This window comes from Pseudomonas sp. S5D5, assembly GCF_003013355.1.
GTDB lineage: Bacteria > Pseudomonadota > Gammaproteobacteria > Pseudomonadales > Pseudomonadaceae > Aquipseudomonas > Aquipseudomonas aylmerensis.
In genome coordinates, this window is the sequence record NZ_PTEO01000001.1 from 741545 (window position 1) to 767083 (window position 25539).

Consider the following 25539-nt stretch of genomic DNA (forward strand, 5'->3'; position numbering starts at 1 on the left):
TTTGAACTGAATAGGGGTGGCCTAATCCTCTTCGGTGCACTGTCCGGGTTGTTCGACACCAAAAAGCGGCGCGTCCGTGCCCAAACCCTGCGGGAAGTGGAGTTACAGGAAGCGCCGTAGCATACATGACCCCACTCTATCGAGGGAAACCCTGATTGCGCAGGCAGGGCCGTCTGTCGCGGCGCCAGGCAGGTGCAGCCACTAGGACTACGCTGTTTATTGGGGAATGAGTCATATCTTCAATGAGGTGAGGGGATGGTTGAATCGCAGCGAATCGCAACGAAACCGGAAATCTACGAAGGACTGATCGACCGATTGGGTCGTGCATTGGATGCAGCGAGAACAGCGGGCCGATTGCGTGATGAACGGCCTGTCGAGTTGGAACTGCGCGGTCTGAGCCGCGCGGAGCTGGAACTGATCAAGGCTTATCTGGAACGAAACGGGCGCAGTGCGCCTCCTTGGGTAGCACCCCCGCCAGCCAAGGAACCCACGCACTCAGCCAAGGTGGTGTGGCTCAAGGACTTGTCGGCCGGTCGCGGCCCGGAAAAGCTCCGGTCCGTCCGCTACAAGTAGTTCATTCCCCCCTGAGCTGCGTTATCGCGTCATGTCAGCGTAAAGATTGTCGCTAAACCCCGTTACACCTTAGGCTTCGGGCATCTATGGAGATGCCCGATGCCTATTCGCTATTTCATTAAACAACTGCTCTTGCCGCCCGGCATCCTCTTGCTGTTGCTGGCGCTTGCCTGGTGGTTTCGTCGCAGCCGCCCACGCTTGGCCGGTGTCTGTTTTGCCCTCGGGTTGGGCGGCATGTGGTTGATCAGCCTGCCGGTGATGGTGGAGTGGGGCGCCCGTGCGCTGGAGACCGAACCGCCGCTGGCGCGGGAAGACTGGTCGACCCTGGCCCAGCGCGCCGATGCCATTGTGGTGCTGGGCTCGGGCCGCGAACGTGGTGACCCGGCATGGGGCGCCGATCAGCCGACCGGTATCGGCCTGGAGCGCCAGCGCTATGCCGCGCGCCTGGCCAAGGCATCCGGGTTGCCGGTGCTGACCACCGGCGGCCTGCATTACGGCACGCCGCCCAGCGAGGCCGAGTTGATGGCGGTGTCGATGCACGACGACTTCGGCGTGTCGGTGCGCTGGAAGGAAGAGCGCAGCCGTACTACCTGGGAAAATGCGCAAATGAGTGCCGAAATATTGCTGCCCGAAGGCATCAAGCGCGTGGTGGTGGTGACCCAGGCCTGGCACATGCCGCGCTCGGTGTGGAGCTTTGAAAAGGCTGGCTTTACCGTGGTCCCGGCGCCGGTAGGCTTCCTGGGCGTGGACAATGCCCGGCCACTGGGCGGTTGGATGCCGGAATTCAAGTCGGTGTGGCAGAGCGGACAGTTGATCAACGAGGCGGTAGGGCAGGTGGGTTATCGGTTGTTCTACCGCTAGCGCCGCCCTGCAAACGTGGGAGCGGGCTTGCTCGCGAAGGCGGTGTGTCAGTCAACGTAGCTGTTGGCTGAACTAACGCCTTCGCGAGCAAGCCCGCTCCCACATTGTTTTGTCGTGTCTGTCAGACCGTCTTGGCCATCCGGCTCGCCAGCAGCGCCCAGCCAAACAGCCCCAGGCACAGGATGATCAACGGCCACGAGCGCCATTGCAGGTACGGCGTGAGGTTGTGCATCGGCACCACTTCGCCGTAGAGAATGCCGCGCTCGAATTGCGGGATCTGTGCAGTGATCTGCCCGAACGGGTTGATCAGTCCGGTCACGCCATTGTTGGTGGCGCGGATCATCCAGCGACCCGCCTCCAGCGCGCGCATCTGCGCCATCTGCAGATGCTGCAGTGGGCCGATGGAGCGGCCAAACCAGGTGTCATTGCTGATGGTCAGCAGCAAGTCGCTCTGGGCCGACAGGCCGGCGGCAAATTCCGGGTACACCACTTCGTAGCACACGAACGGCGCGATCTGATAGCCCTTGGCCTGCAGCATCGCCTGGTCGGCGGGGCCGCGGGCGAAGTCCGACATCGGCAGGTCGAAGAAGGCGATCAGCCCGCGCAGCATGTCCTGCAGCGGTACATACTCGCCGAAGGGCACCAGCTTCTGCTTCAGGTAGGTGCCGTCGCCTTCACCCACCACGGTGACGCCATTGAAATAGCGCTTCTGGTGGTGCACTTCCTGGCGGATCGGAACGCCGGTGATCAGTGCGGTGTGCCGGTCGGCGGCGAACTTGCCCATCATCCCCAGGTAGCCCTCGACGGATTCCTTGAGTACCGGCACGGCGGTTTCCGGCCACACCAGCAAGTCCACGGGCTTGGAGCTGAAGCTCATGTCGCGGTACAGCGCGAGCTGCGCATTGAGCTGCTCGGGGTCCCACTTCATGCTTTGTTCGACGTTGCCCTGGATGGCGGCCACGCTCAGTGGTGCGCCGGAAGGCGCAGTCCAGGCGTGATGCTTGAGGGCCAGGCCGATAGCCCAGGGGGCGACCAGCAAGACCAGGCCCGCGCCGATAAAGGCATTGCGCTTGCTCGCCAGCAGGCGTGGCAGGTTGCACAACAGGGCCGCCGTCAGTGCCAGGGCAAAGGAGATCAGCCAGATCCCGCCGACAGGGGCGAGGCCCGTCAGCGGGCCGTCGAGTTGGCTATACCCGGAATACAGCCACGGGAAGCCGGTGAGGAACCAGCCGCGAAAGGCTTCCTGGCCGACCCACAGTGCGGCAAACGTCAGGGCATCGGCCAGTGGCGCTTCATTGCGACGCAGCCAGCGCGCCCACAACCAGGCGGGCAAGGCGAAGAACCAGGCGATGGCGGCAGTGAACAGCAGCATCAGGAAGCCTGCCAGCAACACCGAGGCACCGCCGAAGTGGTGGATGCTGTAGTAGATCCAGCTGGTGCCGGCGCCAAACAGGCCGAAACCGAAACACCAGCCACGGCCCAAGGCCTGGCGTGGTGTCAGCTCCCGCAGACCGATATAGAACAGTCCGACTGCCAGTAGCGCAAACGGCCACAGATCGAACGGCGCCAGCGCCAGGGTGGTGATGGCACCGGCCGCCACGGCCAGCAGGTTACCGGGCCAGCCGGGTGCGATCATACGGCGCATGTCAGTCCTTAACGGGCAATAGGTGTCAGGCGAATCAAGTGAATCCGGCGGCTGTCGGCATTCAGGATGCGGAAGCGGTAGGCGCCAATCTCGGTGGTCTCGTTACGCTTGGGCAAGTGGCCAAACGCACTCATCACCAGGCCGCCGACGGTGTCGAACTCATCGTCGGAGAATTCGCTGTCGAAGAACTCGTTGAAGTTCTCGATCGGCGTCAGCGCCTTGACCAGGAAATCACCGCTGGGCAGCGGCTTGATGTAGCTGTCTTCTTCGACGTCGTGCTCGTCTTCGATGTCGCCGACGATTTGTTCCAGCACGTCTTCGATGGTCACCAGGCCCGCTACACCGCCGTATTCGTCGATCACAATGGCCATGTGATTGTGGTTGGCGCGGAACTCGCGCAACAGCACATTCAGGCGCTTGGATTCGGGCACGAAGGTGGCAGGACGCAGCAGGTCCTTGATGTTGAAGTTGTCGCCGTTCTCCTTGAGGATCAGCGGCAACAGGTCCTTGGCCAGCAGGACACCCATGACGTCGTCATGGCTTTCACCGATCACCGGGTAGCGCGAGTGCGCCGAGTCGATCACGGCCGGGAGGAATTCCCGAGGGGTCTGGGTCGCCTTGATGCTGATCATCTGCGAGCGCGGGACCATGATGTCCCGAACCTGCAGGTCAGCCACCTGGATGGCGCCTTCGACGATGGCCAGCGCTTCGCTGTCCAGCAACTTGTTCTGATGGGCCTCGCGCAGCAGCTCCAGCAGCTCCTGGCGGTTTTTCGGCTCGTGGGCAAAAGCCTGGGTCAGTTTACCCAGCCATGACTTCTGCCCGTTGCTCGATCGGTCTTCGCTCATAGCGATTACTCTAAATCCTTTGATGTTTCAGTTGAGTGTTGATCAGTTTTCGTCGTCTGCATACGGATCGCGGTGACCCAATTCTGCAAGCAACGTTCGTTCCAGTGCTTCCATTTCTTCGGCTTCGTCATCGTCTATATGGTCGTAACCCAAGAGATGCAAGCAGCCGTGGATGACTAGATGGGCCCAATGGGCTTCAAGTTCCTTGCCTTGCTCCTTTGCCTCGCGCTCGACCACTTCGACGCAGATCACCAGGTCGCCCAGCAGCGGGATATCCAGCAATTCGTCGGGGACGTCGGCGGGGAAGGACAGCACGTTGGTCGCGTAATCCTTCTGGCGCCAGGTGTGATTCAGTTCGCGGCCTTCGGGCTCGTCCACCAGGCGGATGGTCAGCTCCGAATCGGCGGTGCGCTGGCGCAGGGCCAGGGTGCACCATCGACGGAACTGTTCTTCGCTGGGGGCGGGCGCTTCGGTGGCCAGTTGCAGGTCAAGCTCAAGCATCGCGGCGGCTGTCCTTGGCGGGTGCGTCATCGCGATGATCGAAGCGCTCGTAGGCTTCGACAATGCGCTGCACCAGCGGGTGGCGGACCACGTCCTTGGGCATGAAGTGCGTGAAGCTGATACCCGGCACGTCCTTGAGCACCTCGATCACCTGGGCCAGGCCGGACTTGGTGCCCTTGGGCAGGTCGACCTGGGTGACGTCGCCGGTGATCACGGCGGTGGAGCCGAAACCGATACGGGTGAGGAACATCTTCATCTGCTCGACCGTGGTGTTCTGGCTTTCGTCGAGGATGATGAAGCTGTTGTTCAGCGTACGACCACGCATGTAGGCCAGCGGGGCGATCTCGATCACTTGGCGTTCGATCAGCTTGGCCACGTATTCAAAGCCGAGCATCTCGTACAGCGCGTCGTAGAGCGGGCGCAGGTACGGGTCGATCTTCTGGGCCAGGTCGCCGGGCAGGAAGCCAAGCTTTTCGCCGGCCTCGACCGCCGGTCGCACCAGCAGGATGCGGCGCACTTGTTCACGCTCCAGGGCGTCAACGGCGCAGGCTACCGCCAGGTAGGTCTTGCCGGTACCGGCCGGGCCGATGCCGAAGTTGATGTCGTTGCCGAGGATTTCCTTGACGTAGCGCTGCTGATTCAAGCCGCGCGGGCGAATCATGCCTTTTTTGGTGCGCAGGGCCACGCTGGCTTCGGCCACAGGGTTGTTGGCCAGGTCTTCCACGGCCGATTCCTGCAGGTACAGGTGCACCGTTTCCGGCGACAGCTCACTGCCCTTGGTTTCACGGTAGAGACGGCGCAGCAGGTTTTCTGCGGACGTGGTGTGCTGGGGTTCACCAATGAGCTCGAACTGATTGCCGCGGTTGCGGATCTCGATGCTCAGGCGTTGTTCGATCAGGCGCAGGTGCTCGTCGAACTGTCCGCACAGATTGGCGAAACGGCGAGCCTCAAACGGCTCGAGGAGAAAACGATGGGGTTCTGCTATGGGTGCGTTCAAGGTTGCTTTTAGCCGCCCTTTGGCTGTTTAGGTGAAATAGAGGATAACGCCAGCCGCCGGTGTGCGAAAGCACTTATGTAGGCGGGGTCCACTCTCAGGAACCAAGGTGATCCCTGTGAGGGCTGGCTTGCCGGCGAAGGGGCGGCACATCCAAAAGAGATGCCGCCTGTTTCATCGCTATCGCAGGCAAGCCAGCGCCCACAGTTGGGGTTCGTGTGTCCTGAAGTCAGTTGATCAACGAGCCGCGCAACGAGTGCGGTTGCGCCGCATCGATGTGCACATCGGCAAACTGGCCGATCAGCGTGGGATTATCGCAGCGGAAGTTGACGATTCGGTTGTTCTCGGTACGGCCCTGCAATTCGCCCGGGTCTTTTTTCGAGTAGTCGGTGACCAGGATGCGCTGGGTTGAGCCGACCATTTGTCGGCTGATCTCGAAACCCTGCTGGTTCAAGCGATGTTGCAGGGCATTCAGGCGCTCTTTTTTCAGCTCTTCCGGGGTTTCGTCCAGCAGGTCCGCCGCTGGGGTGCCCGGGCGCTGGCTGTAGACAAACGAGTAGGAGAAGTCGAAACCGACGTCTTCGATCAGCTTCATGGTCTGCTGGAAGTCTTTTTCGGTTTCGCCAGGGAAGCCGACGATAAAGTCCGAGCTGATGCAGATACCCGGCACCGCCGCGCGCAGCTTGCGCAGTTTGGATTTGTATTCCAGCGCGGTGTGGTTGCGCTTCATCGCCGAGAGGATGCGGTCCGAGCCTGATTGCACCGGCAAATGCAGGTGTTTGACCAGTTCCGGCACTTCGGCGTGAGCCTGGATCAGGCTGTCGGAGAACTCCAGCGGGTGCGAGGTGGTGTAGCGAATACGCTCGATGCCGTCGACGGCGGCGACTACCCGGATCAGCTCCGCCAGGTCGGCCAGGCGCCCGTCGTGGGTCAGGCCGCGATAGCCGTTGACGTTCTGGCCCAGCAAGGTCACTTCGCGCACGCCGTTTTCGGCGAGGTGGATGATTTCCGACATCACGTCGTCAAACGGCCGGCTGACTTCTTCACCCCGGGTGTAGGGCACCACGCAGAAGGTGCAGTACTTGCTGCAGCCTTCCATCACCGACACGTAGGCACTCGGCCCATCGATGCGCGGCTCGGGCAAGTGGTCGAACTTTTCGATTTCCGGGAACGAGACATCGACCTGCGGCAGCTTGGTGAAGCGTGCGGCATCGATCATTTCCGGCAGGCGGTGCAAGGTTTGCGGGCCGAACACCACGTCCACATAGGGCGCGCGGTCGCGGATCGCCGCACCTTCCTGGCTCGCCACGCAACCGCCGACGGCGATCACCATGTCCGGGTTGGCCAGTTTCAATTCACGCCAGCGGCCCAGCTGCGAGTACACCCGATCCTGGGCTCGCTCGCGTATCGAGCAGGTATTGAGCAGGATCACGTCGGCATCTTCGGCGCGGGCGGTGACTTCCAGGGCCTGGTGTTCACCCAGCAGATCGACCATGCGCGAGCTGTCGTACTCGTTCATCTGGCAACCGTGGGTTTCGATATAGAGCTTCTTGGCCATGGGGATCGTCAACTGGTGGTAAAGAACCGCGCATTATAGGGGGCATGCCCATTGGTTCCTAGCGTTGTGCATCGGGTGCCATGCTATAGTTCGCGCCCTCTTTTATATCCCCGATGTGTTATTCGCCCACCATGACCAAACGTGAAGCTCCAATCTATAAGGTGATTTTCCTTAACCAGGGCCAGGTGTTCGAAATGTACGCCAAGCAGATCTATCAAAGTGATCTGTGGGGCTTCCTGGAAGTGGAAGAGTTCGTCTTTGGCGAGCGCACCCAGTTGGTCGTCGACCCGGGCGAGGAGAAACTCAAGGCGCAGTTCGAAGGCGTGGTGCGCAGTTTTGTGCCGATGCATTCGATTGTGCGCATCGATGAAGTCGAGCGCCTGGGCACGCCGAAAATCAGCGAAGCCCGGGGCGTGAGCAATGTCATGCCGTTTCCGGTGCCGATGCCTGAGAAGTAAGGCTTAAGACCGCGCCGACCCCTTCGCGAGCAAGCCCGCTCCCACATTCGATCGAGTTCCACCTTTGGAATACAGTCGAATGTGGGAGCGGGCTTGCTCGCGAAGGCGGCAGTAAAGGCGCTACAAAACTCAGGGCAGCGGCGAGAATGGCGAGCTGCCATCTGCGCTCTGCAGTTCCTGCAGGTAGTTGCGGAAAATCTGGCCCAGCACCTGGGTCGCGGTTTCCAGTTCATTGCGCTGCATGTGCTCGGCGACTTCGTCGGCAGTGTCCAGCGCGTCTTCGGCGCCGTTGACCGCCGCCATCTTCAGCACGATATACGCCTGAACGTTATTGGCCGGCACACCTTCACCTTTGAAGAACATGGTGCCGAGCTGGAATTGCGCCTGCGCGTGGCCCTGCAACGAGGCTTTCTCGAAGTAACTCAAGGCTTTGTTGAGGTCGCGGGCGGGGTTCTTGCTGTCGTGGTAGTACTCGCCCAACTCGTATTGCGCCTGCGCATCCCCACCGTCGGCCTGTTTCTGGCACGCGCTCAGGGCTTCGGCCTGGCTGTCTGGCTGGGTATTGAGGGTGCAACGACCCATCGCTGGGATTAACAACGAGTTGCCGCCTGCTTGTGCATGTGCCAGCAGCGGCTGAAGGAGCAACAGGCAGCCCAGAACCAGGGTGCGGCCGGTGCGTTTCATGGGAATCGACTTACCTCTGACGGGGCGCGCGGATCCTCGGGGGATCCAATAAGCGCGCATTATGAAATAAGCAGGCCTCTGCTTACAAAGTCTTTACTCGTTTTTCTGCTGGTTGGGCAAGTTATCTGCCGGATTGCAGGTGGTTTCTCGAAAAAACTCGGAAATCTCTGTAAACAAAGTAGCAAATCAGACACCGCTGGGGCGGCGCCTGATTTTTTCCGTCGTTTATTTCAAGGCCGCGAAGGCGCGCTCGGCGGCATCGAGGGTCAGTTTCAGCTCGGCGTCGCCATGGGCGATCGAGGTGAAGCCGGCTTCGAAGGCGCTCGGTGCCAGGTACACGCCGCCTTCGAGCATCAGGTGGAAGAAGCGCTTGAACAGATCGGCATCGCTGCCCATCACGTCATCAAAGGTAACGATGTCATCGGCGCCGCTGAAGTACAGGCCAAACATGCCGCCCGCCTGGGTCGTCACAAACGGGATGCCGGCGGCATCGGCACGCTGTTGCAGGCCGTCGAGCAGGCGGGTGGTGTAGTCGGTCAGCTCGGCGTGGAAGCCCGGGCGGCAGATCAGGCGCAGGGTGGTCAGGCCGGCAGCCATCGCCAGCGGATTACCCGACAAGGTGCCTGCCTGGTACACCGGGCCCAACGGCGCGATGTGCTGCATGATTTCGCGCTTGCCGCCGAAGCAGCCGACCGGCATGCCGCCGCCGATGATCTTGCCGAAGGTGCTCAGGTCCGGCGTGACGCCGTAGTGCGCCTGTGCGCCGCCGAGTGCAACGCGAAAACCCGTCATCACCTCGTCGAAAATCAGCACCACGCCGTGCTTGTCGCACTGCTCGCGCAGGCCTTCGAGAAAGCCCGGCGCCGGTGGTACGCAGTTCATGTTGCCGGCCACCGGCTCGACGATGATGCACGCCACGTCTTGCCCGACTTCATCGAGCATCTGCTCGACGGCCGCGATGTCGTTGAACGGCAGGGTCAGGGTGTGTTTGGCGAACGCCGCAGGCACGCCGGCCGAGCTTGGCACGCCCTGGGTCAGCGCGCCCGAACCGGCTTTGACCAGCAGGCTGTCGGAGTGGCCGTGGTAGCAGCCTTCAAACTTGATGATGCTGTCGCGGCCGGTGAAACCACGGGCCAGGCGAATCGCGCTCATGGTGGCTTCGGTGCCGGAGCTGACCATCCGCACCATCTCCATCGACGGCACGATCGAGCACACCAGGTCAGCCATCTCGGTTTCCATGGCGGTCGGCGCGCCGTAGGAGAGGCCGTGTTCCAGCTGCTTGCGCACCGCGTCGAGTACGTCCGGGTGGCTGTGGCCGAGGATCATCGGGCCCCAGGAGCCGACGTAGTCGACGTAGCGCTTGTCATCTTCGTCAGTGACGTACGCGCCTTCGGCATGCTTGAAGAACAGCGGCGTACCGCCCACGCTCTTGAACGCACGCACCGGGGAGTTCACACCGCCGGGGATGTGTTTCTGGGCATTGGCAAACAGGGTTTCGGAACGGGACATGATCGGGCTCTCTAAACTGAATATTTAAGAAGATCGTTGAAGGCGCGGGCGCGACGCGTCACTTCCTGGGTGCTGTCCGCACCGAACAGGCCGTGCACCACGGCCAGCAGGTCAGCGCCATGCGCCACCAGCGGTTCGGCATTCTCCAGGGTGATGCCGCCGATCACGCAGATCGGCAGCTGCAGGCGCGCCCGGGCCTGAGCCAGCATCGGGACGGTGGCGGCAGAAGCGCCCGGCTTGGTGTTGGACGTGAAGAAGCGGCCGAAGGCGACATAGCTGGCGCCTTCCTTGGCGGCCTGCTCGGCCAGCTCGATCTGGCTGTGGCAGGTCGCGCCGATGATCGCCTTGGAGCCCAGCAACGCGCGGGCCGGGGTCAGCGGGCCGTCGGTCTGGCCCAGGTGCACGCCGACGCCCAGGCGCGCGGCCAGCTCGGCGTCGTCGTTGATGATCAGTTGGGTCTTGTAGCGCGAGCACAGTTCGCGCAGCTTCTCGGCCTCACGCAGGCGCCGGGCTTCGTCGCTGCTTTTGTCGCGGTACTGCAGCAGGGTCACGCCACCGTCCAGCGCCGCTTCGACGTAGGCGAGGAACTTGCCAGCCAACAGTTGGCTGTCGGTAATGGCATACAGGCCACGTAGTTTCATCGGGCAGGCCCCTTCGAGCAGAAAAAGTTACGAGCAGAAATCCAGCGGCAACCGACGCGGTACGAACTGGCCCTGACCGAGTTGTTCGGCGTCACGCAGGGTGCGCCAAGTGTAGTTGAGGGCCGATTGCACCGCGCTGACCAACCCTTCGCCCTGGGCGATCCGGCCGGCCAGGGCACTGGCGAGCGTGCAGCCCGAACCGTGATAACTGCCGGGCAAGCGCTGGCAGGTAAAGGTCTGGCGCGTGCCGTCACGGCTGTACAGGCGGTTGTGCACTTCATGCTCGTCGCCATGCCCGCCGGTGATCAGCAGGTGCTTGATGTACGGCAGCAGCTTTTCGGCGCATTCGTCTGCCGTGCCCTCGGGCAGTTCGGCGAGGATGCGCGCTTCGGGCAGGTTCGGCGTGGCAATCAGCGACAGCGGCAACAGCCGCTCGCGCATGGCATAGCCGACTTCGTCCTTGCCCAGGCTGCCACCGCCGCCGGCGCGCAGCACCGGGTCGCAGACGACCGGCAGGTGCGGGTGCGCCTGCAGCAGTTCGACCACGGTGTCGACCATTGCGGTGGAACCGAGCATGCCCAGCTTGACCGCCGCCACTTCGGAGTCGCCGAGCACGGCATTGGCCTGGGCCAGCACCCACTCGCGGTCGAGCACGCGGAAATCGCTGACGTTGACGGTGTTCTGCACGGTCAGGGCGGTGACGGCCGGAGCCGCATGGCAGCCCTGGGCGAGCAGGGCTTCGATATCTGCCTGCAAGCCGGCGCCACCACTGGGATCATGGCCGGAGAGACAGAGGACAACGGGGCGAGAGCTGTAGATATTCATGGTGCGCGAGCTTACCACCAAACGCTTTTTGCGTGGCTGTCGGGTGAGGGTTGAATGTTGCCGTGGTTGTGACGCTTTTTTGGCGCTTTTTCAGTCGAGAAAACCCGCTGAAACCCGCGTCCTAGAGCCTTTCAAAAAATTATTTCAATGGTGTCCAATGGCCTTTAGCGGCTATGCTAAAGTGGATCCAAACAACTTAATGTACCGCCGGTGTACGTCTTCTCAAAAGGAATGGGGGGCTTTTGACATAACCGGACACGCCACACTGGGGCTCTATGCGCTATTTGCTGATTTTATTGTTGTGCGGGCTGCCAATGCTCGCCAGCGCCATCGAGTTCAACCAGGACACGCGAAGCCTGCCGCTGGGCCGAGTCATGCAAGTGCTCGAAGACCCCACCGATGCGCTGACCATCGCCGACGTCAGTTCACCCGCCTACGCCGCCCAATTCAAGCCCCATGACAAAGCCACCCTCAACGCCGGCTATTCGCGCTCGGTGTTCTGGCTCAAGGTCGACCTGCATTACCTGGCCAAGGACCCGCGCGCGCCGCGCACCTGGTTTTTGGAGTTGGCCTACCCACCGCTGAATCACCTGGACCTGTACCAGAACGACGGTACCGGCACCTACCGGCTGACCTCCCGCACGGGCAGCGCATTGCCGTTTTCCAGCCGTGAAGTACGCCAGAGCAACTACCTGTTCAAGCTCAACTTTGTGCCCGATCAACAGCAGACGGTCTACCTGCGCCTGCAAAGCGAAGGCTCGATCCAGGCGCCCTTGACGCTGTGGGCCGGCACCGCTTATCTGGAACAACAACCCCTGCGCCTGTCTGTGCTCGGGGTGATCTACGGCGTGCTGCTGGGGATGCTGGTCTACAACCTGTTCATCTACCTGAGCGTGCGCGACACCAGCTACCTCTATTACATCCTTTATATCGCCTCGTTCGGCCTATACCAGCTGTCGGTCAATGGCGTGGCGGTGGAGTACTTCTGGCCGAACAACCCGTGGTGGGCGAACGCGGCGGTGCCGTTCCTGATCGGCTCGGCGGCGCTGTTCGGCAGCCTGTTCGCCCGCAGTTTCCTGCACACCGCGCAGCACAGCCGCTGGCTCAACCGCATCCTGCTGGGGCTGGCGGCGTGCGGCGCGGTCGTCATGGCGCTGGCGCTGCTGACCAGCTATGCGGTGGCCTTGCGCCTGGCCACCGGCCTGGCGCTGGTGTTTACCGTGACCATCTTTGTCGCTGCCATCAAGGCCTGGTATTGCGGCCAGCGCATGGCGCGGTATTTCATCATCGCCTGGTCGGCGTTCCTGCTCGGTGGGGTGATCAATACCCTGATGGTGCTGGGCTACCTGCCGAATATGTTTCTCACCATGTACGCCAGCCAGATCGGTTCGGCGATCGAAGTGGCGCTGTTGTCCCTGGCGTTGGCCGACCGCATCAATTCCATGCGCGAGCAGCAGGCGCAGATCCTGTTCGATGCCAGCCAGAAGCTTGAAGTGCTCAACCAGCAGTTGGCCCGCAGCAACCGGCTCAAGGATGAATTCCTTGCGACCCTGACCCATGAATTGCGCACGCCGATGAACGGCGTGATCGGCTCCCTCGAACTGATGCAAACCGTGCCGCTGGGCGACGACCTGGCGCAGTACCAGCAAACCGCCGCCGGTTCGGCGCGGGACATGATGCGCATGGTCAACGGCATTCTGACGCTGACCGAATTGCAAGCCGGACGCCTGACTCCCCAGCCCAAGGTCTTCAGCCTGCGCGGCGCGCTCGACGGGTTGCGCCAGCAATTCAACGCCAGCGCCCAGAGCAAAGGCCTGGCGTTTTCCATCGACGTGGCGGACGAGTTGCCGGACCGCCTGATGGGCGACGCCGACAAACTCCTGCAGTGCCTGGATTGCCTGCTGGACAACGCTTTCAAGTTTACCCATGAGGGCTCGGTGCGCCTGCGGGTGGTGGGCGTGCCGCAGAGTGACGGTGGCGTGCGCTTGAGCTTTATCGTCACCGACACCGGTATCGGCTTCGCTTTCCTCGACGAGGCCACGCTGTACCAGCGTTTCTTCCAGCTCGATGGCTCGACCACCCGCGAATACGGTGGCCTGGGGATTGGCCTGGCGATTTGCCGGCAGTTGATCGAACTGCTGGGCGGGCGCCTCACCCATCACTCCGAGCCGGGCAAGGGCAGTCGCTTCCAGTTGGAGATGCAGGTCAGCCTGGTGGCCCCGGAGCCAAAGCGGACACCGGATCGGCAGCGTGGCCCGCAGGATTGCGCGGTGCTGCTGGTGGATGACAACAGCGTGGGCCAGTTGGCTGTGCGAGGCATGTTGCTCAAGCTCGGTTACCGGGTAAAAACCGTGGACAACGGGCCGTCCGCGTTGGCGAGCCTGCAGGCCGAGAAATTCGATGCAGTATTGTTGGATATACCTGAAGGCGGTTTCTCGTTGTGCTGTCAGATTCGTGCACTGCCTGGCTGCGCTGAGTTGCCGGTGATTGCCTTGAGTACGTCGCTGAATGTGTCCGAGCGCGAACATTGCCATGGCATCGGCGTCTCCGAGCGCCTGGCCAAGCCCGTGCGTTTCGACGCTTTGCAGGCGGTGCTGGAGCGTCGATTGTTGGGGCGAGTAGAGGGCGAAAGCGCCGGACATTCGGCGGGTATGCCACTTTTTTAAGCCCGGTGTCGGTGCTTAACTGAAATTCAGGCCTCAAATCGACGTGGCCTTTTTTCCAGGAGGCCCGTCATGAACCTGCACTCGTTCGCCGAAACCCACGACGTCACCAACCAGCCGCCATCCCTGGATGGCACCAACCTCTACCGCATCGACCTGCCCCTGCAAGAGTGGTCGCGCCGCTTCGGTGCCGGCTGGGCCGAGACGCGCATCGATGCCTACGGGGAGCTGGCCGGCGGGCCGTTGATGGCGGCCGGGTTCCTGGCGAACCAGAACAAACCGGTGTTCAACAGCCATGACCGTTATGGGCATCGCATCGACCTGGTGGAGTTTCATCCGGCCTACCACGAACTGATGCGCATCGCCGTCGAACACGGCCTGCCGTCGCTGCCGTGGGCCCATCCGCAGTCCGGCGCGCATGTCGCCCGCGCGGCCATGACCTACCTGCACAGCCAGGCCGAAGCCGGCACCGGCTGTCCGTTGACCATGACCTTTGCCTGCGTGCCGGCCCTGCGCCTGCAGCCGGATCTTGCACAGACCTGGTTGCCGAAAGTCCTCAGCACCGAATACGACCCGCGCAACGTCGGCATCGCCCACAAGGGCGGTGCCACCATCGGCATGGCCATGACCGAGAAACAAGGCGGCACCGACGTGCGCGCCAACACCACCCGCGCCTATCCGGTAGGCGCCGGTGGCCCGGGGCAGGCCTACGAGCTGGTGGGGCACAAGTGGTTCTGCTCGGCGCCGATGTGCGATGCGTTCCTGACCCTGGCGCAGACTGACAAGGGCCTGACCTGTTTCCTACTGCCTCGGCACCGCCCGGATGACACGCGCAACGAGTTCTATATCCAGCGCCTGAAAAACAAACTCGGGAATTGCTCCAACGCCTCCAGCGAAGTCGAATTTCGCGGCGCCCTGGCCTGGATGATCGGCGAAGAGGGCCGTGGCGTACCGACCATCATCGAGATGGTCGCCATGACCCGCTTCGACTGCATGGTCGGCTCCAGTGCCCTGATGCGCCAGGCGTTGACCCAGGCCAGCCATCATTGTGCCCATCGTTCCGTGGGCGGGCGTGTGCTCAGCGAGCAACCGCTGATGCAAAACGTGCTGGCCGACCTGGCCCTGGAAAGCGAAGCCTCGCTGGCCTTGAGCATGCGCATGGGCCGGGCGCTGGATCATCTGGATAATGAGCAGGAAGCCAAGTTCGCCCGGCTGGTGACGGCGGTGGGCAAGTATTGGATCTGCAAGCGTGCGCCGGCGATGATCAACGAAGCCGCCGAGTGCATGGGCGGTGCCGGCTATGTGGAGGACAGCATCCTGCCGCGCCTGTACCGTGAGGCACCGGTGAATTCCACGTGGGAAGGTTCCGGCAACGTGCAATGCCTGGACGTGCTGCGCGCCCTGTCCAAAGAGCCGGGCGTGCTCGAGGCGCTGTTCGTCGAATTGGGCGACGGGCACGGCGACAGGCAACTGGCGCGGCATATCGAGCAACTGAAGTCGGCGTTCATGGACACCCAGGACATCCAGTACCGCGCGCGGCAACTGACCGAGGACATTGCCGTGGCGCTGCAGGCCAAGCTGCTGCTGGAGGCCGGGAATGCGGCGGTCAGCGATGGGTTCATTGCCAGCCGGCTGGGTGAATCGTCCGGCCGCGTGTATGGCACCTTGCCGCGGGGTGTCGATGTGGAGGCCATCGTCGCGCGCTCAACCCCGCAATCCTGATCACCGTCCCGTGTAGGCGCCGGCTCGCCGGCGATAGCGGCCTTGAGACATGTATTGAATTCAAGGGCCTTATCGCCGGCAAGCCGGCTCCTGCAAGGTAATGTGTTTCCAAATCGGTGTTTCGGTGTGGCCGGGATACAGGCAAGATAAAGGCCTGCACGTCAGAACACAGGATGCTTACCGTGACCGAAGCTTTTGTTGTCGTTCAAACCGCTGAAGAAGCCGTGGATCGGCTGGCGGCTCTGCATGAGCGTGCTACCGGCGCCCTCAACCAAGCCCTCAAGCAATACCTCAAAGACCGCGTCGAACCCGACGCCGAACAACGTGCGCTGTTTCGCTATCCGGAACTGCGCTTGACCTACCACTGCCACGGCGAAGTCCCACAGACCACCCGGGCGTATGCCAAAGTCCAGTTGCCGGGTACCTACAGCGTTACCGTCACCCATCCGGCGGCGTTCCGTAAGTACCTGCTGGAACAACTGGTGCCGCTGATGCATGACTTTACCGTGACGGTGGAAGTCGGCGTCAGCCAACAGAACATCCCGTACCCGTATGTGGTGGAGCAGGGCGACGAACTGGCCGGCTCCGGCGTAACGGCCGCGACCCTCGCCCGAGTGTTCCCCAGCACCGACCTGTCGGCCGCCACCGATGGCATCGCCGATGGCCTGTACGACTGGGAAAACACCGACCCGCTGCCCCTGGCGTTGTTCGACGCGGCGCGCGTGGACTTTTCCCTGCGCCGCCTGGTGCACTACACCGGCAGTGACTGGCGCCATGTGCAGCCGTGGATCCTGCTGACCAACTACCATCGCTATGTCGACCAGTTCATCTTGCATGGCCTGGAACAACTGCGCAGCGACCCGCGTTTCATCCGCATGGTGCTGCCAGGCAACGTGGTGATCGACAAGAGCATGGACCACGGTGAAGCATCGGCGATTGCCGCCGGCGTGGTGTGGCATCGCTACCAGATGCCGGCCTATCACCTGCAGGCCACTGATGGCCACGGCGTGACCCTGGTGAATATCGGCGTCGGCCCGTCCAACGCCAAGAACATCACCGACCACCTGGCCGTGCTGCGCCCGCATTGCTGGCTGATGATCGGTCACTGCGGCGGCCTGCGCCAATCGCAGACCATCGGTGACTATGTATTGGCCCACGCCTATATGCGTCGCGATGGGATTCTCGACCGCGTGGTACCGCCGAATATCCCGATCCCGGCCCTGGCCGAAGTGCAGCTGGCCTTGCAGCAAGCGGCGGCCAATGTCACCGGCGAAAAAGGCGAAGAGCTGAAAAAACGCCTGCGTACCGGCACCGTGCTGACCTACGACGACCGCAACTGGGAACTGCGCTGGGCCCAGGAGCGCCCTTTGATCAACCTGTCCCGCGCAGTGGCCGTGGACATGGAAAGCGGCACCATCGCCGCCCAGGGTTATCGCTTGCGCGTACCGTACGGCACCTTGTTGTGTGTGTCGGACAAACCGCTGCACAGTGAAATCAAGCTGCCGGGTTCGGCCAACGCGTTCTATGAACGTGCGGTCAGCCAGCACTTGAAGATCGGCATCGAGGCGGTCGACCTGTTGCGCACCGAACTCAACTCGCTGCACTCGCGCAAACTGCGCAGCTTCGACGAGCCGCCGTTCCGCTAAGCGGTTGGGATGGTCATTTAGCGGTCAGGCCACTAGCATTGTCGGTCCTGACCGTTAGATGTTCCTTTTGCCATGTCCCGTCCTGCCCGTCCCGATTCGCGCCGCCCCGGCGTGAACCCCCCGTATTCCGCTGCGCGTCGAGTCGCCAAGGCGCCACCCGCGGAGCCGAAGTTGATCCTGTTCAACAAGCCTTTTGATGTGCTGACCCAGTTCAGCGACGAAGGCGGCCGGGCGACCCTCAAGGATTTTATCGACATCCCCGGCATCTACCCCGCCGGCCGCCTGGACCGTGACAGCGAAGGCCTGTTGCTGCTGACCAACGACGGCCAGTTGCAGGCGCGCATCGCCGACCCCAAGCACAAGCTGGCGAAGACCTACTGGGTGCAAGTCGAAGGCGAGCCGACTGAGGAGCATCTGCAACGCCTGCGCAATGGCGTGGAACTCAACGACGGCATGACCCTGCCCGCCGAAGCCCGGCGGCTGGATGAGCCTGAGTTATGGCCGCGCAACCCGCCGGTACGCTTTCGCAAAAACATACCGACTTACTGGCTGGAACTGGTGATTCGAGAAGGGCGTAACCGTCAGGTTCGGCGCATGACCGCCGCAGTCGGGTTGCCGACCTTGCGCCTGGTGCGCGTGCGAATTGGCGATTGGTCGATCGATGGCCTGGATCAAGGCCAGTGGAAGGAAGTGCCGGCGCGCTTATAAGGCGCCGGACTCGATCAGGCCGATCACCACGCTCTTGATGATGAATGCAGCCACGCCCAGGCCGAGCACGAAGAACAGGATGAACGAGCCAAAGCGCCCGGCCTTGGACTTCTTTGCCAGGTCCCAGACGATAAAGCCCATGAAAATGATCAGGATGGTGACCAGGCCAGTCATCATCCATTCTTCAAACAGGGCGGGATCGATGTTGTTCATGGGCTCTTCCGACGGGGCAGGCGGCAAGTATAAGGCAGCGTCTTCAACACAACATTGATTTGGATCGAGGTACGGTCCAAATGTGGGAGCCGGTTTGCTCGCGAAAGCGCAGTGTCAGTCAACGCATGTATTGACGGAATCAGCGCTTTCGCGAGCAAGCCCGCTCCCACAGGGGATTTTCAATGTTGTTGAAATCAGGTACGCAAATGAGTCAGCGGCAATTCGGTGCTATTGAGCACCTGGTTCAGCACGAAGCTGGAGCGCACGCTGGTCACGCCTTCGATGCGGGTCAGGTGACCCAGCAGTAGCTTCTGGTAGTGATCCATGTCCGGCACCACCACTTTCAGTTGATAGTCGGCGTCCATGCCGGTCACCAGGCTGCATTCCAGCACTTGGGGCAGGGTGCGGATGGCCGCTTCGAAATTCTCGAAACGCTCCGGGGTGTGACGGTCCATGCCGATCAGCACATAGGCGGTCAGGCTCAGGCCGAGCATCTTGCGGTCGAGCAGGGCGACCTGGCGTGCAATGTAGCCGTCGTCCTCCAATTGCTTGACCCGGCGTGAGCAGGGCGAAGGCGACAGGCCGATACGCTCGGCCAACTCCTGGTTGGAGATCCTCGCGTCGCGCTGCAATTCCGCCAAAATACTCAGGTCGTATCGGTCAAGCTTGCTCATTGGGTTGGCCTTTGTCGTAACTATTGCGGTGAATTATCCATGAAGGGTTAAAAATTGCGCAAGCACTGTTTATTGACGCAATCTTCGCAATCATCTGTCGGACGTTGGCGGGTATCGTTATCAACAGAATCACCGCCTGGACAACAGTCCACAGCAGCTCGCCCAATCAGGCCCGCTGCGGCCGCCACCCCAGCAGGGTTGAGTTGGCCTCCAGGCTGCACACTGTCCACAAGACGGCGTGAGGTGAGCCAACGTCAAAAGCGTTGAGCCAGGACGAAGTTCTCAAGGGGTGGCCGACGGGTCACCCCTTTTCTTTTGCCTTGAGAAAATTGTTCTCGTGACTGATAACCTGTCTCAGAACCGGGCGCGGCTTTTCCAGTCTTATCTATGAGGCCGGACGTTCTAGGCCCTTATCCGCAGTGAGGAATAGCATGAAGCGCATCTGGCGTATGGCAGGTGTAGGTTTGCTGATGGTGACCGTCGGCACGCAAGTGATGGCAGATGACCCGCGCCCTGAAGGCGGCGGTCAGCATGAACGAGGGCCGGAAGGCGGTCGGCAAGGTAACGAACAGCCGCGACCGCAAAACAACCAGCCTCGCCCGCAGAACAATCAACCACGGCCGGAAAACACTCAGCCGCGTCCGCAGAACCAGCACTTCGAGAACAACCAGCCGCGTCCCCAGAATCCGCATTTTGATCGCGCCGAGCAGCAGCCGCACGGTGGCGGGCAATGGCAGGGTCGCCCGCAAGGGGCTGAACAGCCTCGGCCGGCGCCGCAGCCGGCGAATAACCTGCCGATCCAGGGGCGTCCGGATACCGTGCGCCAGACCCAGGAACCGCGCCAGGGCAACTACCAAGACATCCCACGTCGCAATGATGGCAACCAGCATTGGCAGGCCGGCAATGGTCCGGGCCCACGTCCGGGCGGTGGCTTCAATAACGGTCACCCGAATGACAATCGCTGGCCGGGTCGCCCCGACGGGCATGGCAATGGTTGGGGGCCCGGCCCGCAGTATCGTCCCGGTTATACCGTCGACCGTTTTCCCGACCGCAATTACCGCGTGCCGTACCGTGGCCAGGATTACTTCTTCTCCGGCGGCTACTGGTATCGCCCGCAAGGCCCGCGCTACGTGGTGGTAACGCCGCCGTATGGGATCCGCGTGCGCTACCTGCCGGACTACGCGCGCGAAGTGTGGGTGGGCAGCGCGTTGTTTTTCCTCGCGGCCGGTGCCTACTACACCTATGAAAGCACCTCCCAGGAATACGTGGTGGTGCAACCGCCGACCGCAGTGCCTGGACCGCAGCCGGCGCCGCAAGGCAACGGGTATGACGTGGTGGCCTACCCCGCCAACGGCCAGTCACCGGCCCAAGTGCAGCAGGACGGTTATGACTGTTATCGCTGGGCAGTGCAGCAAAGCGGCTTCGACCCGCAGGCCGTCACCTACGCGCCCGACCCGGCGGTGGTGCAAACCTACCGCCAGGCACAGGGCAACTGCCTGAGCAGTCGCGGGTATCAAGTGCAGTATTGAGCAGCGGTAAGCTGCAAGCTGCAAGCTACAAGCTGCAAGCTTCACGCTTGAGGCTTGAGGCTTGAGGCTTGCAGCTTGAAGCTTACCGCTTATAGCTGTCTGCTTGCGGTTGATCTGCGGGGTCTGCGTGTACCAGTACTTCGGCACGCGGGTAGGCCTGGTGAATGGCATCGGCGGCCTGGTCGCTGATGCCGTGGGCGACTGACAGGGTCAAATCCCCCGGCAGTTCCAGGTGCAGTTGCACGAACCAGTGGCTGCCGGAAATCCGCGTGCGCAAATCATGCGCACCCAGCACGCCGGGCACGCCGCGCGCCAGTTCCAGCATATGCTGGCTGACCTCCGGCGGCAGCTCCTCGTCCATCAATACCGCGAAGCTTTCCCGTGCGATCTGGATCGCACTCCACAAGATGTAGGCGGCAATGCCCAGGCCGAACCAGGCGTCGACCTGATGAAAACCCATGCCCGCCAGCACCAGTGCCACCAGGATGCTGCCGTTGAGCATCAGGTCCGAACGGTAATGCAGAGAATCCGCGCGTACCGCGTTGGAGCCGGTTTCGCGCACCACCCGGTGTTGCAGCATCAGCAAGGCCACGGTCAGCACCAGGGAAAACACAATCACACCAATGCTCAGCCACGGCGCGCCCACTGGTTCCGGGTGTTGCAGGCGCTCGTAGGCCTGGAATGCGATCAGCACCGCACTGCCGCCGATAAACAGCGCCTGGGCCATGCCTGACAGCGATTCCGCCTTGCCATGACCATAGCGATGATCGTCATCGGCCGGGCGCAGGGCGTAGTGCACGGCCAGCAGGTTCAGCAGCGAGGTCACGCCGTCGAGCAGTGAGTCGGTCAACCCGGCGAGCATGCTCACCGAGCCACTGAGCCACCAGGCGATGGCCTTGGTGATAATCAGCGCACAGGCCACGCCGACCGAGGCGCGGGTGGCCAGGCGCAGGAGCCGCGCGTGTTCGGGGCTGGTAGTCATGGGCAGTCCTTAGGCAGCGGGTTGCAGGCCCAGGGATGCAAGCTGTTGCACGCTGCCCTTGAACTGGATCATGCGCGGGTCATCCAGCGGCAGGCTGCGGCCGGTTTCCTTCTGGATGATGCTTTGCAGCTTGGCGTTGTCGACCTTGCCGTCGGCACCGATAGCCTCGTGGAGTTTTTCCGGGGCGACCTGGGCAGTCTTGCCCGGTTCGAAGTAGATCGCGCCGGTGGCGAAGTCCACGCCGAACGCGATCAGGCCAGGGATCACATAGAACAGCAGGCCCACGGCGTCGAGCACGGCAATCGCCGGGTCGATCTTGCCGTCGATCTGGCCGCGGCGGTCGGGGTAGAAAATCGAGCCGCAGGCCGTCAACTGGCTCAGCAGGGTGACGGCGAGGACACCGCCAATGACACGGGAAGCGATACGCATGAAGACTCTCCTGAACACGGTTGATACGAAACTATAAGCCAGCGCCCACCTTTGAGCGCATCCACCGCGAAAGAGCGGGGTGCTTGTGAGACCAGCACCGGCATCCGGCAGTTCGCCGTTATACTCGCCGCTCTGCTTTGGAGCCAGTATGAATTCGTTGCCGATCGATGATGTTTTACCCGCCCTGCGTGACGCCTTGGCGAATCGCCATGAAGCCGTGCTGGAAGCACCGCCCGGCGCCGGTAAAACCACCCGTGTGCCCTTGGCCTTGTTGAACGAGCCCTGGCTGGCCGGGCAGACCATCCTGATGCTCGAACCGAGGCGCCTGGCGGCGCGTGCTGCCGCCGAACGGCTGGCCAGTGAACTGGGCGAAAAGGTCGGCGACACCGTCGGCTATCGCATCCGTCTCGACAGCAAAGTCGGCCCCAATACACGGATTGAAGTGGTCACCGAAGGCATCCTCACCCGTCGCTTGCAGGATGACCCGGCACTTGACGGCGTGGGCCTGCTGATCTTCGACGAATTCCACGAACGCAGCCTCGACGCCGACCTGGCGCTGGCCCTGAGCCTGAACGGGCGCGAGCTGTTTCGTGATGAGCAGCCGCTGAAAATCCTGTTGATGTCCGCGACCCTCGAAGGCGAGCGCCTGGCCAGCCTGCTGCACGACGCGCCGATCCTGCGCAGCGAGGGACGCATGTTCCCGGTGCAGACGCGCTGGGGCCGGCCGTACCAGCCGGGTGAATTCATCGAGCCGCGTGTGGTGAACACTCTCCTCGAGGCCCTGCACGATGAGTCCGGCAGTGTGCTGGTGTTCTTGCCGGGGCAGGCGGAGATTCGCCGGGTCCATCAACAACTGGCTGACGCCCTGGGCGACCGCAGCGATGTGCTGCTGTGCCCGCTGCATGGCGAGCTGGACCTCAACGCCCAGCGCGCCGCCATCGACCCGGCCCCGCCCGGCAAACGCAAAGTGGTACTCGCCACCAACATCGCCGAGACCAGCCTGACCATCAATGGCGTACGTGTGGTGATCGACGCCGGCTTGGCGCGCGTGCCGCGTTTCGACCCTGGCAGCGGCATGACCCGCCTCGATACCCAACGCATCTCCCGCGCCAGTGCCACCCAGCGCGCCGGCCGGGCAGGGCGCCTGGAGCCGGGGGTGTGTTATCGCTTGTGGTCCGAGGACCAGCATGAAGGCCTGGCGGCGTATGGCAGTGCGGAAATCCTCGCCGCCGATCTCGCCGGCCTGGCGCTGCAACTGGCGCGTTGGGGTGTTACGCCCACGCAACTGGTGTGGCTCGATGTGCCGCCGACCGCCGCCTATGCCCAGGCCCAGGATTTGCTGCAGCGCCTGGGGGCGTTGAATGACGACACGCTGACCGCGCATGGCCAGAAAATGGCCGAGCTGCCGGCCCATCCGCGTATCGCCCATCTGCTGTTGCGCGGCCAGGATCTGGGCCTCGCGGCGACCGCGTGTGAGGTCGCCGCGCTCTTGGGGGAGCGCGATATTTTGCGCGGCGCTGGCGCGGATTTGCACAGTCGCCTGGCGTTGCTGTCCGGTGAAGAACGCGCGCGCGGCACCCAAGGCGGCGTGCAGCGGGCCAAGCAACTGGCGCGGCAATACCGTGGCTATCTGAGAGGCAAGGCCACCCAGCCGGTGGCCGATCCCGACCACCCACGCTGGCTCGGTGCCCTGCTGGCGCTGGCCTACCCGGACCGCGTCGCCCAGCAACGTCGCCCCGGCGGCGCCGAATATCGCCTGGCCAACGGCCGAGCGGCGCTGTTCGCCGAGGCCGACAGCCTGATGAAACAACCCTGGCTGGTGATCGCTGACCTCGGCAGTCGCCAGGGCCAGCGTGAAGAACGTATCTACCTGGCGGCCGATTTTGATCCGGCACTGTTCGACACGGTGCTGGCCGAGCAAGTGCGCACCGTGGACCAGCTGGATTGGGACGAGCGTGAAGGCGTATTGCGTGCCGAACGCCAGCGCAAAGTCGGCGAACTGGTGCTCAGCCGTGAACCGCTGACCGGCCTGGACGAGTCCGCCCGCAGCCAGGCGCTGGTCAACCTGGTGCGGCGCAAAGGCCTGGAGTTGCTGCCCTGGACGCCTGAACTGCGCCAATGGCAGTCCCGCGTCATGCTGCTGCGCCAGCTGGACGCCGGCAAAACCAGCGAATGGCCGGATATCAGCGACACCGCCTTGCTCGCCAGCCTCGAACACTGGCTGATGCCCTACCTGGGCAAAGTCTCGCGCCTGAGCCATTTCGCCCACCTGGATATTTCCAGCTTCCTGCATAACCTGTTGCCGTGGCCGCTGCCCCAGCGGCTCGACGAGTTGGCGCCGCAACATGTGAAGGTGCCGTCGGGCTCGTCAGTGCGTTTGGACTACAGCGAACAGCCGCCGATTTTGGCGGTGCGCCTGCAGGAATTGTTCGGCCTGGCCGACACCCCGCGCATTGCCGGCGGGCGCCAAGTGGTGAAGCTGCACCTGCTGTCCCCGGCACGGCGGCCGGTGCAGGTGACCCAGGATCTGGCGAACTTCTGGCGCAGTACCTACGCCGAAGTGAAGAAGGATCTGAAGGGTCGTTACCCCAAGCACTATTGGCCGGATGACCCGCTGGTGGCGGAGGCGACCGCCAGGATCAAGCCGAGAAAGTAGCGACCACCGGGATCAAATGTAGACGCTGGCTTGCCTGCGACTGCGGTGCAGCCGACACACCGCGTCGTCTGCATCGCCGGCAAACCCGGCTCCTACAGGTATTGGTTATTGCGCGGCAGGCAGCAGGAACCGTGCGATCACCGGCAGATGGTTGGAAATACGCAAGGTATCCTCCTGCCGCACCTTGGCCTGCACCCGTTTGATCCGTGGGCTGTAGAACAGGTAATCGAGCGTGCGATCCGGGCCTTCGATGCTGGGATCATTCGGGAAGTGCGTCAGCCATTTCTCACGATCAATCCCGCTCGATTCGCTGTTACTCGGGATCATCGGGTACTTGTCCCACAGCAGGTGCAGCTCGCTGTCCGGCGAATATTGCCCGCGCTTGCCGGCGTCCAGGCGCAGGAATTGCCCCAGGGGCAGCAGGTTGAAATCACCGCCGATCAACCAGGGCGTGCCGCGACCTTCGAATTTATCCAGCAACTTGACCGTGGTTTGCACCTGCGCCTGCACCGCGCTGCGGCCCGGGGCGTCGCCGTCCAGGCGGGTGTTGAGTACTGCGAATTGGCCGCCATCACTCAGTGGCAAGTAGGTCAGCAGCAGGGCTGGCTTGGGCTGGAACTGACGGCTGATGAAGTTGGCGTCCGGCGCCGGCAATTGCAGGCGCTCGGCGTGTTCGATCTGGTAGCGGCTCAGGGTCGCCAGCTTGCGGCCGACGCTGCCGAAGATATGCCGGTCGGGGACGAAGTCGGCTTTCCAGTCGAAGGTCTGGGCGCTGCAGGGGTAGAGGTCGACCAGGCGTTCCTGGAGCAGGGCCAGTTGGTCCTGGTAGTGGGATGGCTTGGCGTTTTCGTCGAGTTCCTGCAGCAGCAGGATGTCGGGTTGTTCGTCGCGGATCACCCGCGCCACTTCGTCGAGGCTGGCGGCCATGTCTTCCACGGTGGGGCGGTCGTCGGGGCCGCTGCCGTCGGTGGTGTCGTACCAGAACACGTAGTTCTTGCCGGCCAGGTATTGCACGTTCCAGGTCATGACCTTGAGCGCCTGCCCTGGCAACAGGGTCGGCGCACGCGGCGCAACACAGCTCACGGGCAGGATTTCCTTGGGCTCGGGGCGCCAGGTCAGGCTGTAGATCAGGGCCGTCAGCAGGCCTGCAATGATCAACAGGCCCAGCAAGGTTATGCGCAATAAACGGGTCATCGGCTCGGCTTATAGCGTTTCGGGAG

At 62.7% G+C, this 25539-nt stretch carries 23 protein-coding genes; 9 read left to right on the forward strand and 14 right to left on the reverse strand.

Annotation, left to right across the window (positions count from 1 at the left end):
• Positions 1 to 255: 255 nt before the first annotated feature.
• Entirely contained in the window at positions 256 to 573 is a 318-nt protein-coding gene (locus C9990_RS03580; RefSeq protein WP_065910089.1) for a hypothetical protein, read from the forward strand.
• Positions 574 to 672: 99 nt separating this feature from the next.
• Positions 673 to 1434, forward strand: coding sequence for a YdcF family protein (locus C9990_RS03585; RefSeq protein ID WP_106802540.1), 762 nt, complete (start codon positions 673 to 675; stop codon positions 1432 to 1434).
• Between the two features lie 121 nt (positions 1435 to 1555).
• Here C9990_RS03585 and lnt read toward each other — a convergent pair whose 3' ends face one another.
• From lnt to miaB, 5 genes are all read right to left on the reverse strand, one after another.
• Positions 1556 to 3079, reverse strand: coding sequence for an apolipoprotein N-acyltransferase (gene lnt, locus C9990_RS03590; protein ID WP_065910093.1), 1524 nt, complete (start codon positions 3077 to 3079; stop codon positions 1556 to 1558).
• An 8-nt stretch (positions 3080 to 3087) separates the two neighbouring features.
• Positions 3088 to 3927, reverse strand: coding sequence for an HlyC/CorC family transporter (locus C9990_RS03595; protein ID WP_015373027.1), 840 nt, complete (start codon positions 3925 to 3927; stop codon positions 3088 to 3090).
• 42 nt (positions 3928 to 3969) lie between these two features.
• Positions 3970 to 4428: an rRNA maturation RNase YbeY gene (ybeY, locus tag C9990_RS03600; RefSeq protein WP_106802541.1), complete on the reverse strand. Its 459-nt coding sequence runs from the start codon at positions 4426 to 4428 to the stop codon at positions 3970 to 3972.
• Positions 4421 to 5425, reverse strand: a complete 1005-nt coding sequence (locus tag C9990_RS03605; RefSeq protein ID WP_065910097.1) for a PhoH family protein — start codon at positions 5423 to 5425, stop codon at positions 4421 to 4423. The genes ybeY and C9990_RS03605 overlap by 8 nt, the downstream gene beginning before the upstream one ends.
• Positions 5426 to 5651: 226 nt before the next feature.
• Positions 5652 to 6980, reverse strand: coding sequence for a tRNA (N6-isopentenyl adenosine(37)-C2)-methylthiotransferase MiaB (miaB, locus tag C9990_RS03610; RefSeq protein ID WP_065910099.1), 1329 nt, complete (start codon positions 6978 to 6980; stop codon positions 5652 to 5654).
• Positions 6981 to 7111: 131 nt separating this feature from the next.
• On the opposite strand from miaB, the gene C9990_RS03615 reads away from it, so the two are divergent.
• Positions 7112 to 7438 carry a DUF1820 family protein gene (locus C9990_RS03615; RefSeq protein ID WP_065910336.1) on the forward strand — a complete coding sequence of 109 codons (327 nt, stop codon included), beginning with the start codon at positions 7112 to 7114 and terminating at the stop codon, positions 7436 to 7438.
• Positions 7439 to 7567: 129 nt separating this feature from the next.
• Here the strand turns inward: C9990_RS03615 and C9990_RS03620 are convergent, their stop codons facing one another.
• From C9990_RS03620 to C9990_RS03635, 4 genes are all read right to left on the reverse strand, one after another.
• Complete coding sequence (locus tag C9990_RS03620) at positions 7568 to 8122, reverse strand: tetratricopeptide repeat protein (protein ID WP_106802542.1); 555 nt, start codon at positions 8120 to 8122, stop codon at positions 7568 to 7570.
• A 225-nt stretch (positions 8123 to 8347) separates the two neighbouring features.
• On the reverse strand, positions 8348 to 9631 hold the full coding sequence (gene hemL / locus C9990_RS03625; protein WP_106802543.1) for a glutamate-1-semialdehyde 2,1-aminomutase: 1284 nt from the start codon (positions 9629 to 9631) through the stop codon (positions 8348 to 8350).
• Positions 9632 to 9642: 11 nt separating this feature from the next.
• Positions 9643 to 10272 carry a thiamine phosphate synthase gene (thiE, locus tag C9990_RS03630; RefSeq protein ID WP_065910105.1) on the reverse strand — a complete coding sequence of 210 codons (630 nt, stop codon included), beginning with the start codon at positions 10270 to 10272 and terminating at the stop codon, positions 9643 to 9645.
• Between the two features lie 27 nt (positions 10273 to 10299).
• On the reverse strand, positions 10300 to 11097 hold the full coding sequence (locus tag C9990_RS03635; RefSeq protein WP_049711392.1) for a hydroxymethylpyrimidine/phosphomethylpyrimidine kinase: 798 nt from the start codon (positions 11095 to 11097) through the stop codon (positions 10300 to 10302).
• A gap of 275 nt (positions 11098 to 11372) precedes the next feature.
• Between C9990_RS03635 and C9990_RS03640 the strand changes: the two genes are divergently transcribed.
• The 4 genes from C9990_RS03640 (at position 11373) to C9990_RS03655 (ending at position 17836) form a co-directional block, all read left to right on the forward strand.
• Positions 11373 to 13763 carry a hybrid sensor histidine kinase/response regulator gene (locus tag C9990_RS03640; protein ID WP_106802544.1) on the forward strand — a complete coding sequence of 797 codons (2391 nt, stop codon included), beginning with the start codon at positions 11373 to 11375 and terminating at the stop codon, positions 13761 to 13763.
• A 69-nt stretch (positions 13764 to 13832) separates the two neighbouring features.
• Positions 13833 to 15482, forward strand: a complete 1650-nt coding sequence (locus C9990_RS03645) for an acyl-CoA dehydrogenase family protein (protein ID WP_106802545.1) — start codon at positions 13833 to 13835, stop codon at positions 15480 to 15482.
• 173 nt (positions 15483 to 15655) lie between these two features.
• A complete protein-coding gene (gene amn, locus C9990_RS03650; RefSeq protein WP_161630243.1) occupies positions 15656 to 17128 on the forward strand; it encodes an AMP nucleosidase in 1473 nt (490 codons plus the stop codon).
• A 72-nt stretch (positions 17129 to 17200) separates the two neighbouring features.
• A complete protein-coding gene (locus C9990_RS03655; RefSeq protein ID WP_106802546.1) occupies positions 17201 to 17836 on the forward strand; it encodes a pseudouridine synthase in 636 nt (211 codons plus the stop codon).
• Here C9990_RS03655 and C9990_RS03660 read toward each other — a convergent pair.
• Positions 17831 to 18040, reverse strand: a complete 210-nt coding sequence (locus tag C9990_RS03660; RefSeq protein WP_025999909.1) for a DUF2788 domain-containing protein — start codon at positions 18038 to 18040, stop codon at positions 17831 to 17833. The genes C9990_RS03655 and C9990_RS03660 overlap by 6 nt on opposite strands.
• A 203-nt stretch (positions 18041 to 18243) precedes the next feature.
• Positions 18244 to 18723, reverse strand: a complete 480-nt coding sequence (locus C9990_RS03670) for an Lrp/AsnC family transcriptional regulator (protein ID WP_003194418.1) — start codon at positions 18721 to 18723, stop codon at positions 18244 to 18246.
• A gap of 431 nt (positions 18724 to 19154) precedes the next feature.
• Here C9990_RS03670 and C9990_RS03675 point away from each other — a divergent pair, with 431 nt between their 5' ends.
• Complete coding sequence (locus tag C9990_RS03675; RefSeq protein ID WP_106802547.1) at positions 19155 to 20252, forward strand: DUF6515 family protein; 1098 nt, start codon at positions 19155 to 19157, stop codon at positions 20250 to 20252.
• A gap of 82 nt (positions 20253 to 20334) precedes the next feature.
• Here C9990_RS03675 and C9990_RS03680 read toward each other — a convergent pair whose 3' ends face one another.
• Positions 20335 to 21234 (reverse strand): cation diffusion facilitator family transporter, encoded by a 900-nt coding sequence (locus C9990_RS03680; protein WP_106802548.1) that lies wholly within the window; start codon positions 21232 to 21234, stop codon positions 20335 to 20337.
• Between the two features lie 9 nt (positions 21235 to 21243).
• The gene (locus C9990_RS03685) at positions 21244 to 21663 is read right to left on the reverse strand and encodes a polyribonucleotide nucleotidyltransferase (RefSeq protein ID WP_106802549.1); all 420 of its coding nucleotides are present in this window, start codon (positions 21661 to 21663) and stop codon (positions 21244 to 21246) included.
• Positions 21664 to 21811: 148 nt separating this feature from the next.
• On the opposite strand from C9990_RS03685, the gene hrpB reads away from it, so the two are divergent.
• Positions 21812 to 24319: an ATP-dependent helicase HrpB gene (gene hrpB / locus C9990_RS03690; RefSeq protein WP_106802550.1), complete on the forward strand. Its 2508-nt coding sequence runs from the start codon at positions 21812 to 21814 to the stop codon at positions 24317 to 24319.
• 105 nt (positions 24320 to 24424) lie between these two features.
• On the opposite strand, the gene C9990_RS03695 is transcribed toward hrpB, so the two are convergent.
• Positions 24425 to 25513, reverse strand: a complete 1089-nt coding sequence (locus C9990_RS03695) for an endonuclease/exonuclease/phosphatase family protein (RefSeq protein WP_106802551.1) — start codon at positions 25511 to 25513, stop codon at positions 24425 to 24427.
• Positions 25514 to 25539 lie beyond the last annotated feature (26 nt).

Bases quoted from the DNA above. Each gene is read 5' to 3' on its own strand.
- C9990_RS03580 (WP_065910089.1), top strand. From the start codon at position 256: ATGGTTGAATCGCAGCGAATCGCAACGAAACCGGAAATCTACGAAGGA.
- C9990_RS03585 (WP_106802540.1), top strand. From the start codon at position 673: ATGCCTATTCGCTATTTCATTAAACAACTGCTCTTGCCGCCCGGCATC.
- lnt (WP_065910093.1), bottom strand. From the start codon at position 3,079: ATGCGCCGTATGATCGCACCCGGCTGGCCCGGTAACCTGCTGGCCGTG.
- C9990_RS03595 (WP_015373027.1), bottom strand. From the start codon at position 3,927: ATGAGCGAAGACCGATCGAGCAACGGGCAGAAGTCATGGCTGGGTAAA.
- ybeY (WP_106802541.1), bottom strand. From the start codon at position 4,428: ATGCTTGAGCTTGACCTGCAACTGGCCACCGAAGCGCCCGCCCCCAGC.
- miaB (WP_065910099.1), bottom strand. From the start codon at position 6,980: ATGGCCAAGAAGCTCTATATCGAAACCCACGGTTGCCAGATGAACGAG.
- C9990_RS03615 (WP_065910336.1), top strand. From the start codon at position 7,112: ATGACCAAACGTGAAGCTCCAATCTATAAGGTGATTTTCCTTAACCAG.
- C9990_RS03620 (WP_106802542.1), bottom strand. From the start codon at position 8,122: ATGAAACGCACCGGCCGCACCCTGGTTCTGGGCTGCCTGTTGCTCCTT.
- hemL (WP_106802543.1), bottom strand. From the start codon at position 9,631: ATGTCCCGTTCCGAAACCCTGTTTGCCAATGCCCAGAAACACATCCCC.
- thiE (WP_065910105.1), bottom strand. From the start codon at position 10,272: ATGAAACTACGTGGCCTGTATGCCATTACCGACAGCCAACTGTTGGCT.
- C9990_RS03635 (WP_049711392.1), bottom strand. From the start codon at position 11,097: ATGAATATCTACAGCTCTCGCCCCGTTGTCCTCTGTCTCTCCGGCCAT.
- C9990_RS03640 (WP_106802544.1), top strand. From the start codon at position 11,373: ATGCGCTATTTGCTGATTTTATTGTTGTGCGGGCTGCCAATGCTCGCC.
- C9990_RS03645 (WP_106802545.1), top strand. From the start codon at position 13,833: ATGAACCTGCACTCGTTCGCCGAAACCCACGACGTCACCAACCAGCCG.
- amn (WP_161630243.1), top strand. From the start codon at position 15,656: ATGCTTACCGTGACCGAAGCTTTTGTTGTCGTTCAAACCGCTGAAGAA.
- C9990_RS03655 (WP_106802546.1), top strand. From the start codon at position 17,201: ATGTCCCGTCCTGCCCGTCCCGATTCGCGCCGCCCCGGCGTGAACCCC.
- C9990_RS03670 (WP_003194418.1), bottom strand. From the start codon at position 18,723: ATGAGCAAGCTTGACCGATACGACCTGAGTATTTTGGCGGAATTGCAG.
- C9990_RS03675 (WP_106802547.1), top strand. From the start codon at position 19,155: ATGAAGCGCATCTGGCGTATGGCAGGTGTAGGTTTGCTGATGGTGACC.
- C9990_RS03680 (WP_106802548.1), bottom strand. From the start codon at position 21,234: ATGACTACCAGCCCCGAACACGCGCGGCTCCTGCGCCTGGCCACCCGC.
- C9990_RS03685 (WP_106802549.1), bottom strand. From the start codon at position 21,663: ATGCGTATCGCTTCCCGTGTCATTGGCGGTGTCCTCGCCGTCACCCTG.
- hrpB (WP_106802550.1), top strand. From the start codon at position 21,812: ATGAATTCGTTGCCGATCGATGATGTTTTACCCGCCCTGCGTGACGCC.
- C9990_RS03695 (WP_106802551.1), bottom strand. From the start codon at position 25,513: ATGACCCGTTTATTGCGCATAACCTTGCTGGGCCTGTTGATCATTGCA.